The sequence below is a fragment of the Acinetobacter sp. KB005 genome, assembly GCF_049949095.1.
Lineage (GTDB): Bacteria > Pseudomonadota > Gammaproteobacteria > Pseudomonadales > Moraxellaceae > Acinetobacter > Acinetobacter calcoaceticus.
Window position 1 is genome coordinate 261,166 of the sequence record NZ_CP188191.1, and the last position, 11,897, is coordinate 273,062.

Here is an 11,897-nt window from a genome sequence, read left to right on the forward strand (position 1 = left end):
TTGCCTACTTATTTTTATCTTTATTCATGGTCTGTTCAAATAGTTTGGCTTCTTTTAGAAAAGCATAAAACGCGTTAATCATACTATTTACGAAACCACGCCAACCATTTAAGAAACTACGGCGAATAAAATAAGACTTCATGAAAGTCACTGGCATTACCAAAACCAATTTTGCAACGCTTGGAGACTTTCCTTTTTGGTATTTCTCTAGTGCTTTGAGGTTGGAATATTGATTATTTTTTTCGACTTTAACAAAAATGCTCGACTCGCCATAATGATAAATATCATGTTGAGCGCGCTGAGATTCACCATCCACAATCACATTTTCATGGACTTTATTGGCAAGATCGTAATGCCCTTTAGGCTTGCGAAAAAAACGCACTTTTGCATGCTTTTTAGTATGTTTGCTGTTGGGAACACCTAAGAACACATCATTAATGGGTGTGATTAATGCATCAAGCTTATTCTGTTGAATAGTCTCAACAATTTCTTGTTTTAACTCGTTAGATAAGACTTCATCACCATCTAGATTGAGTACCCAATCATTTCGGCATTTTGCTAAAGCCAAACTTTTTTGCCCAGCATAACCTTGCCAATCTTGATGAGAGATTTGCGTATTTTCAAAGCGCTGTGCAATTTCATAAGTATTGTCAGTACTGCCAGAGTCTAAAATAATGACTTCATCAAAATCACTGACACTTTGCAAAGTTCGCTCTAACCAAGCACCACAATTTAAAGTGACAACATAGACACTACATGGAATTTTATTCATAACTTATAACGTCCTTTAGCAAGGGCGATACGCATCTGTAAAGCATTCATGGCTCCATGCGTGCTGACACGTGGAATATTAAATTGATTAACCGCTTCGTACGCTTCGATTTTTTTACGAGTTGATACGGCGTTTTTAAAGCCAATCTCTTGCGCCATTTTCTGGTGCTTTTCGTTAAATCGACCAAACGGATAAGCAAAGCTTGGGCACTTCCCAACTAATGCTTCAACATCACGTTTAGACTGAAGCATTTCATCGTAAGCAGTTTGATCATCAAGCTTAAGTAAGTTCACATGATGTTGGGTATGCGCACCAAACTCTATGAAACCAGAACTTACCATTTCATGTATTTGCTCATGAGTTAGCTTTTCGATTCCTTCAATTTGCGTAGCCAAATAAATGGTTGCCTTTGCATTATATTTTTTAAGTAACGGATAGGCATATAGATAATTATCCATAAATCCATCATCAAAACTTAAAGCAACAACGTTCTTTTGACCACGATATTGTTCAAGCTCAGAGACAAAGCAAAAAGTAGCTCTTTTACGCGTCAACAACTGTAAGAGTTGTTCAAACTTTTCAGGAGGCATATTCATGCCAGAGGCCGCATCTTTAGGGGTCACCTGATGCAGCATGACAATACGTGGTAGTTTGCTCGAACGAAACGGAAGCCAGAAAGTATAATTACCCAGCACATATAACAGTGCAGCAAGTGCTAGTAGGCCTACCGCAACGTACAAAAACCACATCATGCATAAACCTCATGTGACCATTCATAATTTTCTGAAAGGGGCTGCTTAAATGTCACTTCAACCATAAATTGGGTGATACGCTTAGCATTGAAAGATTTGCGTGTTTTCTCCCATCCCTCTTTCGCTATTTTTTCAGCTTGCTCTGGATTCTGATCAAAGAATTGTATCTTTTTGGCCAAGTCGAACTGATCATCAAAGTAAACTACTTCCTGCTCAGTGTAGAGTTTTTCAAAGCCAGGAATTCTTGGGCTAAAGGTGAGTAAACCATTACCGGTCAGTTGTACAATACGATCAGAACTATACAAGGTTACATCATTACGACGTGAGTAATTGAGTCCCATTTTTGTCTCAGACAAAACTTTATAATAACCTTTACCGTAAACACCCGGCTGTTCAAAGCAACCATAATATTGATAGTTCACATGGCCTTGTTTCAATGCATCTGCCAAATCTTTTAAGAACTTCTCACGCTCAGGTTCTTTATAAACCACGCCACAGAAAATAAAAGTCTTGTCTGTGTTAGCGTTTGAAAATTGTTGTAGCGTCTCTACATTACGGTGACCAACATTTGGCAAATAGGCGACGCTTAAATGAGGCTGCTTTAATTTTTGTAGATATTCGCCACCTGTTGTGCAGAAAATAGCATCTAGGTAAGGCGAAAATGCTTTTACGAAATCGAGTTTGCTTTCGAGATAAAGCGGGTCAACATACCAAAATGCAATTTTAGTATTTGGATAAGATTCTTTAATCTGTTTTAAAACATCTGGACTCATTAAATCACTATGTCCGATGAGTACCAGATCAGGTTCAATATTATTAACGACTTTTAGTACTTCTTTATTGGCCCAACTGGCACCCAGTTTTTTTGTTTTAAAAATGGTTCCCATCCGAGCCATGTCACGAAAACTAAAGTCATAAACGAAATGGCCATTTTCAATTAATCCGGCAGAAATTTTACGGTCTGTGCAGTAAAAATGGGCGCCTTGTTTATTAAAGCCAAAATTCGCAATATGCAATATTTTCATTTATTTACTCAAAATAAAAAATTTAATTTTTCGCTAAAAGGTATGTTGCCACACGGTCTGCTTCTTTAAAAGCATAAGGTTGTGGTAACTGTACAACACAAGTCTGCTGTGAAATTAACTTTGATTCTAACATTTGATCAACTGAGTAGGTAATGCGGTCGTCTTTCAAACGGTCCATTGCCATTACCCCTACTCGACAACCCGCAGTAAGTGCCTCAAAAATCATAGATACGCTATCTTCTGTCACCCAAACAGCTTCTGCTTTTTGCATTTCTTCAAAAATCCAGCCTTGAGGTGTTTGCTCAACCGGAAATATGTGTAAATGCTGGGCAAAGCTTTGCTGTCTTAAAGTATCGATAAATTCTGCTGGCGTGCGGCGTGAAGTTGTCAAAATAATTTCAGAGTCTGGATTATTCTCAACAATTTTTTGAACACTGCTTAATACTTTATCTTGGTTCCATTGATGTCGTTTAGATGAGCCACCTAAGGCTATTAAAATTCTGGCTGTTTGATGGCGGTTTTCATTACGAATTGGATTGAGTGCACCACGCGTGACAATCACATGGCTATCGGAATGAATACCGTCATGTTCTGGAATAACAGCATAATCAAAGCAAACCACAGGTAAGTTAGGCTTCATCAAAATAATAGTTTTAGCTTTTCTAAAAATTTTACCGAGTAACCAGACCCGAAAATGAGTGTGACTGCCCACTCCAAATATAAAATCGGGGGCTTGTTGAAATAAGGAGTTTTTTGAAGAGAAAAGTACCTGAATTAAAGAAATAATAGGTAAATCAGAAATGAGGATCTCTTCAAAAGTTGTATCTGCCTGTTGTCTTTGCATCGCCTGAAACAAGCCTAATGCTTGTGAGCGATGTCCTGCCTTACCATCAGAGACATAGACAATATGCATAAAAGCTCCATAAGCCAAAAATAAAAAGGCGAAACCAAAGTTCGCCTTTTTATGTTAACGGATTAACTTATTTTACGTAAGTTAACCAGTGTTCATATTTCGGATTTCTACCTTGAACTGCATCAAAGTAAGTCTTTTGAATTTCAGTAGTAATTGGGCCACGGCCACCTGAACCAATTGGACGGTCATCGTATTCACGAATTGGTGTTACTTCCGCAGCAGTACCAGTAAAGAATGCTTCATCTGCAATGTAGAATTCATCACGTGTAATACGACGCTCAACAACTTGATAACCAAGATCTCTAGCAATCGTCATTACTGTTTGACGTGTAATGCCATCAAGCGCACCACCAGCGATATCTGGAGTGTGTAAAACGCCATCTTTAATTAAGAATACGTTTTCACCTGAACCTTGGCATACATAACCTTGTGGGTCCATTAACATTGCTTCGTCGTAACCAGAATGTGCAACTTCTTGGTGAGCAAGAATTGACAACGTGTAGTTACCAGATGCTTTTGCTTTACACATCGTCACGTTTGGATGATGGTGAGTAAATGATGAAGTTTTAACACGAATACCATTCGCCATTGCTTCATCACCAAGGTATGCGCCCCACGCCCATGCTGCAACTGCGGCATGAATGGTGTTATTTGTTGCTGCAATACCAAGTTTTTCTGAACCGATCCAGATTAATGGACGTAAATAGCAAGAAGCTAATTTATTTTCACGAACAACATCGATTTGTGCTTGTTCAAGCGTGGCTTGATCATACGGCACTTTCATTTGATAAATTTTTGCTGAATTTAACAAACGTTTTGTGTGGTCTTGAAGACGGAAAATAGCAGTACCTTTAGGCGTTTCATAAGCACGAACACCCTCAAATACGCCCATACTGTAGTGTAATGTATGGGTTAAAACGTGAATCTTTGCATCACGCCAATCAATTAATTTTCCATCTTGCCAAATAAAACCATCACGATCAGCCAAATTCATGGAACACTCCAAATTGTTATAAAATCATTCACTATCCAACTCAACCGAGGCGGTTGGGTCTATTAATCTTTGCCATAAATTGCAAACGACCGCACGGGTACTACGCCAGTCCGCTGCGCTGACTTGCATGGATTGATTTGCAAGGGCTAAACGGTGGCTTTCGGCACGTTCACTAAGATAGGCTCGAATTAATGCTGTGGCATCTTCACTGGATAAGCAGTCTGCTTTAGCAGCATCTTCTAATATTCTTACATTATCAGAATAATGGGCGAGATCGGGTTTCGTCCCGCTCCATGCAAGTACAGCATACTGTGCCATAAATTCGATATCGACGATACCACCTGCGTCCTGTTTTAAATGAAAAATACCATGTTTTTTTTGTTCAGAAGACGAACCTAGGTGGTCTTTCATTTTCTGACGCATTTTCAACACTTCTTCACGAACATAAGCCTCATCTCTAGATTGAGTCAATATCTCGCGGCGAAATATTTCAAATTTCTGGCAAAGCACCTCATCGCCAGCAATAGAGCGTGCACGAACGAGTGCCTGATGCTCCCAAAGCCATGCACTTTTCAACTGATAGTGTTCGTAGGCCTTAAGACTTGTCACTAACAAACCCGCCTCACCTGAGGGTCTTAATCGCGTGTCAATTTCATAGACACGACCATCAAGCGTTTGAGTGGTCATGAGCGACATAAATTTTTGAGCAACACGCATCGCAAACTCAAAGCCAGTAATAGACTTCGTTCCATCCGTATCGGCTTGTTCATCTAGATAATGAATAAAGACAAGATCCAAGTCAGAACCATAGCCAAGCTCAATGCCACCTACCTTGCCATAACCAATGACAGCAAAGGCTTTGTAGTCGAGAGAGCAACGTTTCCCATCGACATCACGTGGATAACCATGACGCTTTGCTACAGTCTGATAAGCTAAATGGAGGGTTGCGTTTACACTGACTTCAGCAATATCGGTTAACGCATCAGATACTTTCATTAGCGGGCTTTCAGCTAACACATCGCTTGCAGCGACAGTGAGTACATTGCTCTTTTTAAACAGGCGAAGTGCTCGCATTTGATCTTCAACCTGATCAATTTCAATGCGAAGTAACTGCTGACGTAAAGAGTCTTCTAAGTCTTTGCGTTTTGGCAACTCAAAGTCCATCGATAAAAATTCATCAAGCAGTACTGGATATTGCGTTAGCTCTTCACAAATCCATGGACTTACGGTCGCCATTTTCACTAAGCGTTGTAATGCCCCTTTACTTTCAATCAGCATGACTAAGTACACTGTCCGGCGCATAACCGATTCAATCAGCGGCATTAAACGTAAAAGTGCAGTTTGAGGTTGTTCAGACTGTAAGATCACTTCAATTAGATGAGGCCAGAATGTTTTTAAACGCTGGACAGCATTTGAAGGTAATTTTTTGAGTGCGTGACCGTGCCAGAATTCATGAATCAGATTTTTTGCATTGTCGTCCAACACTTCATCTAACTGCTGCTCTAACTGTCCAAAGTTTTCAGTTGCAGCATTTGAACTTGTATCTTCAATCAATTGCTTAAATTGAACTTTAACTTTTTGACGTTTCTCGTTAAGAACATCAATAAATTCATTCCAGCTCGCAAAGCCCAAGGTATCTATAATGCGTTGTCTTAGGTCAATTTCTTCTGGCAATAGCTGAGTTTGCTGATCGTTGAGGGCTTGAATTGCATGTTCAACGCGGCGTAAAAACAGATAGGCATCTTCTAATTCTAAAACGGCTTGTTTTTCTAACAAACCCGCTTCGCCAATGTGCTCAAGACTGACTAAACATTGGCGGTCTTGTAACTCACGTTTAGACCCGCCATAAATAAGTTGGAACACCTGAACAATAAATTCAATTTCGCGAATACCACCCGCACCGAGTTTAATATCATCCTCGATATGACGGCGCAGAACTTCACGCTCAATCATCGCTTTCATATCGCGCATAGCAGCAAAGGCGGTGTAATCAACATAACGACGAAAAACAAAAGGACGTGTCATTTCTAACAAGTCTTGCCCTTCTTTATCTCCAGTTACAACACGTGCCTTAATCCATGCATAGCGTTCCCATTCACGACCATGCTGACTTAAATATTTTTCCAAAGCTGCATGACTAATCGCCAATGCCGAGCCATCCCCCCAAGGACGCAAGCGCATGTCTACTCGAAACACAAAACCATCTGCGGTAATGTGCTCAAGCAAATAAATGAGTTTTTGTCCCCATAAAATACAGAACTGCTGTACATCAATGCATTTACGACCATTGGTTTCGCCTTGTTCATCAAAAGCAAAAATTAGATCAATATCGCTCGAGAGATTAAGCTCTTGTGCACCGAGCTTACCCATGGCAACTACAATCAAATCTTGAACTTTGCCTGAATAGCTTATAGGTTCGCCATGTTTCGCTACGAGTGCTACACGTGCAAAAGCCTTTGCCGCGCAAATGCTGGCATCGGCAAAATCAGAAAGTTCACGAGTGAGTGTGACAACATCGGTAAGCTGATTGGCATCTTGCCAGATCCAGCGAAACATTAAACGACCACGCAAAATACGAAGTGCGCGCATCCAAGATGTTTCATCACCAATTCCATCTAATGTGGTTTGTACAAATTGATAAATTTGATCAGTTGAGAGCGGTGCAGTAAATTGATCTATTTGGTAATCTTGATCTAAAACAGCCTGATGCAGGCCTAAAACTTGTTCCGCATACTGACTAGCACGCAATGTTTTTTGTAACTGCTCCGCATTCATATAAAAAGCTCTTTTCCTCGTACTCTGTTTTTAGTTATAGCAGTTCGAGTAGTGGTAGGAAAAGGGATTAGACTAATTTTGCTTCCGATGATGATTGATATTCGATATGAGGATCATGAGTGTCTTGAGCCGAAGGTAATAAAACTTTAAATGTGGTTCCAACACCCTCTTTGGAACTGACATTAATTTTCCCCTGATTAATCTCGACAAAACGTTTACATAAGCTCAGACCTAAACCCGCGCCTTTTTCACCTGCGGTACCTTTAAAGCTGGCAGTAATACGTGGATGGAACAAATTCGCCATTTGTTGCTTGGTCATGCCTAGACCTGTGTCTCGCACTGTTATTTCAATATTTTCGCCAGTTTGTTTGGCTTCAATAAAAACTTTGCCCGAACCATCAACATCTGTAAATTTCAGCGCGTTTGACACCAAGTTTTGAATTACCGACGTCATCATATTGATATCGGCATAGATTTTTAAATCTTCTGGTACAGCATTCACCAATTCAATATTTTTCTTTAAAGCTAAGGTATATAAAACATCAAATACGATATTACTGACTTGTCTAAGGTTAAAGTTAATTGGGTGATAAACAAAACGCCCACCCTCAGCCATCGCCCATGTCAATAAACTTTCGAGCAAGTTATAGGTCGATTGAGAAGTGTCATATAGATAGTCTGCAATGTTTTGAATGCTTGATTCATCTAAAGTTTCACGCTCTTTGGCGAGTACTTCTGAAAAACCTAGCAGACCATGAAATGGCGCTCGGAGATCATGTGAAATGATTGAAAAGAATTTTGTTTTACTTGAGTTAATCGCGACTTGTTGCTCATACAATTCATTTAACTCTTCATAGTTAAACTTCAACTCGACCTGTTGCATAAAAGTAGAACAGTAATCGAGCAATAACTGGATATCTTCATCTTCAAATGTTGCTGCATCATCATCAAAAAAAACGGCGAAGCCCATAGAGGTTTTATCAGGGTGTAGAAGATGTACGGCCAATGCCCTATTGCACTCAATATTTAATTCTTTTAAATAGTTGGTTAAGTTTTGATAAGAAGGGTGTGAGTGATTAATGATCTGTTGTTTAGCAAAGCACTGTTTTAAATGTTTTGAAGGTTTAAACGAAATGGCGGTCATACCATCTGGGCAACGATGCCAAAAGTAAGGTTCTTGATTAAAAGTCAATAAGGCTTTTTTACACTTCAAAAGACGAAGACTAAACCGGAAAAATTGCTCGATATAGTTCTGCTCGGCATTTAATCCAAGCAAAAGCGATATTCTACAAGCACTTAACTGCTCAATCTGGTTTAGTTCTAAATGTTGGAATGTCATTGCCCGCCTCACAGATTTTGTCGTTTTTGGTCGGAACCGCTCTTAAAAGAAATGTACTTATAATCATTATGATCTACTACAAACTTTAACACAGTACATTAAAAGAGCAACTTTCTTTTCAAAATAGAAATGTGAAGTTTCAATTAAAGGTTTTTAGATACACAAAGTGGGTAGTTTTTAGGAAAATACAACAAATTTTTGAAGGTAGAGAATTGTAAGATTGTAGAAATGCGAGTTAAGAATCATAACAAAAAAAGAGAAAACCCATCTTTAAATTTTCTAATAATTACACCTTAAACACTTTAGCCGCCCTTCCCTTACCAAATGTGAAGAATGTGGAAATGATATTCCCGTTGAGCGTCAGCGCTATGGCTCTGTAACCCTTTGTGTGGAATGTAAAAATACACAAGAAAAACTTTTAAAAAGGTACTTTTAAATGACAAATTTCCTAATCTTTTTCATCGTTATTATTCTTATTTTAAACCTCATTATTTTTTGGATGATCTTGGATTATCAATTCACTCGATACATCCGTGAAATGAAAGCTTTTTATAAGGAAGAAGATCTCCAAAACAAAAGCCAACCAAGTTAAGTCAGCAGATCCATCATGGGAGCAATAAATGTGGCTATACCCAATCTTAATCGGCATGATCATGGGCATTATTTTAAGTAGTACATTATTTCTTTACTTTATAGGTTAAAGAAGGCTCTATGGCTTTCTTTAACCTATAGATATTTGAATTAGAAAATTATTTTTCCGATATATTTTCTTGCTCATCTATATTTTTATTTTTATTAAAAAAATAATGCCAAACCTTTAAAAGACTAGAGATAATAAATAAAGCTATAAAAAATATAAGATAATTAATTTCAAGAATTAAATTATTAAAAAATTCAATATTTATAATACAAATTCCTGCTAAAACTCCTATAAAAATCGAGATAGCAACAAGGTACGCTTTATGCCATAGTATTTTTTTATTTACAGGGAGTATTTCTTCTTCCCATTTAGATGATAAATCTTTTGGTAGTTTTGCAATAGAGTCAAATTGTTTAATTTGAATCTCGATATGTTTTAAATTATATGCTTGCTGACAGCTAGCATAAAAAACCATAGCTAGATATATCAAAAAACCAGCATAAATAAAATCGTTGATTTTATCAGTTTCTTTGAATGCTGTAATTGCGGCAACAGCTAAAGGTATAGCTAGGACTTGGGTTTGTAAATCAGTAATAACCTTATTAACCTTTACTAAAAATTCATCTGCATACTTATTAATTTTTTCAATAAATTTAGAATACTTAAAGTCATCCAAATATAAACTATATTTAGATTTTGTATCATTAATAATATTTTCTATATTTTTAATTAAATTAAAAATTCTTTCATTTTTATCTACATTTGCCAGATTCTCTATAATTTCAGTGGCAACAATGACATATAATTCACTTTTGTGAGCATTTAAAGGTTCAGTAGTATCAACCTCTGTTTTTTGCTCAGTGATCCAATTTAAAAACTCTTGAAGAGATTTAGTTAAGGTATTATTTTCTTTATATATTTTTACTAATTTAAGATAATTTTCAAAAGCACGGGGTTGTACTGGGACTTCACAATAATTTTTTGAGAAAAAAATTAAAACATTGTCTTTCTGAAAATAATTATCAGAAAGACATCGTATAAATTTAGCAAATAATTCTAACTCAAGTACACAATCCGCCTGACCTTTCTTGACTAAATCCAAGTTCTGATAAATTACATCATCATTAAATTTAACTTTTTTACTAATATCTAGCTTATGTTCTATATAACTTTGATAAGAAGCATAATTTTTTTCATCACGAATCAGATTTAATCTATATGTACTAACTTCATTTATCTTTGGAGTAATCCTCTCATAGTGAAAATCATCATGAAAAGTTCTATCAATGAAAGTATTTATGAGAGTGATATCATCCGCTGAGACTGGTTGTACAGTCCCAGAAATGCTATTGTTTTTAAAATCGAGATCACTACTTAAAGCAAGTAATGCCTCAATCTTCGCTCTCTTCGGATTCATTAACCTTACCTTGACTCAGTAATTGTTTAATTGCTGGCACATCTCGAGGCTCAACTTTAATTTGGACATATGGATTGGTAGGGTCATCATCATTTAGGTCTATTGTATGCCCAGCATGGGATCTCATACCAGAAATTTTTATTGGTTCATTCCCTTCAACCTTGATATCAAATTTTAATTGACCCAAACCTTTTACAGTTGTTCTATCGGGAAAGAAGACATTACCAACCTCATCATCTTTAAATCCGTTGTTCAATCTATAATCTTTAAATGAATTGGACGATAGATCTATTTCACGTTGTTCTGCAATTGTATTAATGATTGGATCAATATCAGTCGTAATATTAACAGCAAGTTTTTGCTCAGCTTTATCAGCAAGTAAGTTATAAACCAACTTATCGATAGCATCTCTATCATTGTTAGAAAATGGGCTTGTACCTAAATACCCTCTAAGGGTAAGCATCAGATTTTTTGTTGTTTTAGCATCATCAATTTTATATTTTACAGGAATAAAATTCTGTATATATTGTGGTATTTGTTCTTTACCTTTCTGAACCCAAAAAACATAGTTTATTATATTTTTATTTTGTTCATTAGAAGTTTCATTAGTTTGTAAATTGGGTTCTTCTAAATCATTTATTTCCAAATTATCATAATGATCATACATATCATTAAGAACTACTTTTAAAGCAATTTTAAAAGTACTTGAATTCAACGTTGTTGTATCTAATATTTCACCAGTATTTTCATCAATTGTTATATCATCTTGAACATTTAATAAAGCTATATAAAGATAGAATATATTATTTTGCTCATAAATTATAATAGGAACATGGTCTCCCGTAGTAGCGGGTTGGTTATAGACATGATGGTCTAAAGCACTCGTAATAGCTCCCATATAACGTCGATACTGTGTCTCACACTTACTTTCTTTACTTAAGTTAGTTTTTTCAGAATCAAATTCGTGACCTAAAATAGTATCCTCAAATAGATATTGTTTTGTAAGATTACTTAATGTTGGTAATGTCTGAAAATCTGAGGAACATGAACTTGCCGCTCCATATTTATTTAACTGAGCATCTAAAAATTTAATTAATTTGAATGCATTTTGATTATGTGGATGTAGATTTCCTCGTATTAATGGAGGTGAACGATTTTCTTTCTTTTGATGCTGCTCTCGAATAACTTTATTAATAATCATTGCATGGACAATAATTTTATTAGAATCACTCACGACTACCCCACCCTTATTTAAAAATTTCTTATCAAA

Annotated in this window: 9 protein-coding genes and 1 pseudogene; 1 reads left to right on the forward strand and 9 read right to left on the reverse strand. The window is 36.6% G+C overall.

From position 1 onward, the window contains the following. Nucleotides 1-4: 4 nt before the first annotated feature. The 7 genes from ACPF64_RS01270 to ACPF64_RS01300 all read right to left on the reverse strand — a co-directional run bounded on the left by ACPF64_RS01270 (nt 5) and on the right by ACPF64_RS01300 (nt 8,570). Nucleotides 5-772 (reverse strand): glycosyltransferase family 2 protein, encoded by a 768-nt coding sequence (locus tag ACPF64_RS01270; protein ID WP_426455280.1) that lies wholly within the window; start codon nt 770-772, stop codon nt 5-7. Continuing rightward, nucleotides 769-1,524: a polysaccharide deacetylase family protein gene (locus ACPF64_RS01275; RefSeq protein WP_426455282.1), complete on the reverse strand. Its 756-nt coding sequence runs from the start codon at nt 1,522-1,524 to the stop codon at nt 769-771. The genes ACPF64_RS01270 and ACPF64_RS01275 overlap by 4 nt, the downstream gene beginning before the upstream one ends. Continuing rightward, nucleotides 1,521-2,549 carry a glycosyltransferase family protein gene (locus tag ACPF64_RS01280; protein WP_426455284.1) on the reverse strand — a complete coding sequence of 343 codons (1,029 nt, stop codon included), beginning with the start codon at nt 2,547-2,549 and terminating at the stop codon, nt 1,521-1,523. The genes ACPF64_RS01275 and ACPF64_RS01280 overlap by 4 nt, the downstream gene beginning before the upstream one ends. A 22-nt stretch (nt 2,550-2,571) precedes the next feature. Next, nucleotides 2,572-3,462: a mitochondrial fission ELM1 family protein gene (locus ACPF64_RS01285; RefSeq protein ID WP_426455286.1), complete on the reverse strand. Its 891-nt coding sequence runs from the start codon at nt 3,460-3,462 to the stop codon at nt 2,572-2,574. Nucleotides 3,463-3,529: 67 nt separating this feature from the next. Continuing rightward, on the reverse strand, nt 3,530-4,456 hold the full coding sequence (locus ACPF64_RS01290) for a branched-chain amino acid transaminase (protein ID WP_151743457.1): 927 nt from the start codon (nt 4,454-4,456) through the stop codon (nt 3,530-3,532). A gap of 24 nt (nt 4,457-4,480) precedes the next feature. Further along, nucleotides 4,481-7,231: a bifunctional [glutamate--ammonia ligase]-adenylyl-L-tyrosine phosphorylase/[glutamate--ammonia-ligase] adenylyltransferase gene (gene glnE, locus ACPF64_RS01295; RefSeq protein WP_426455288.1), complete on the reverse strand. Its 2,751-nt coding sequence runs from the start codon at nt 7,229-7,231 to the stop codon at nt 4,481-4,483. A gap of 67 nt (nt 7,232-7,298) precedes the next feature. Further along, nucleotides 7,299-8,570: a sensor histidine kinase gene (locus ACPF64_RS01300; RefSeq protein WP_426455290.1), complete on the reverse strand. Its 1,272-nt coding sequence runs from the start codon at nt 8,568-8,570 to the stop codon at nt 7,299-7,301. A gap of 295 nt (nt 8,571-8,865) precedes the next feature. Here ACPF64_RS01300 and ACPF64_RS01305 point away from each other — a divergent pair. Next, nucleotides 8,866-9,006, forward strand: a pseudogene (locus tag ACPF64_RS01305) (TraR/DksA C4-type zinc finger protein); the annotation flags it as partial. A gap of 313 nt (nt 9,007-9,319) precedes the next feature. Here ACPF64_RS01305 and ACPF64_RS01310 read toward each other — a convergent pair. Both ACPF64_RS01310 and ACPF64_RS01315 read right to left on the reverse strand, forming a co-directional pair. Further along, nucleotides 9,320-10,627: a hypothetical protein gene (locus ACPF64_RS01310; protein WP_426455292.1), complete on the reverse strand. Its 1,308-nt coding sequence runs from the start codon at nt 10,625-10,627 to the stop codon at nt 9,320-9,322. After that, nucleotides 10,602-11,861: a nucleoid-associated protein gene (locus ACPF64_RS01315; protein WP_426455294.1), complete on the reverse strand. Its 1,260-nt coding sequence runs from the start codon at nt 11,859-11,861 to the stop codon at nt 10,602-10,604. Before ACPF64_RS01315 ends, ACPF64_RS01310 begins: the two co-directional genes overlap by 26 nt. Between the last annotated feature and the right edge of the window lie 36 nt (nt 11,862-11,897).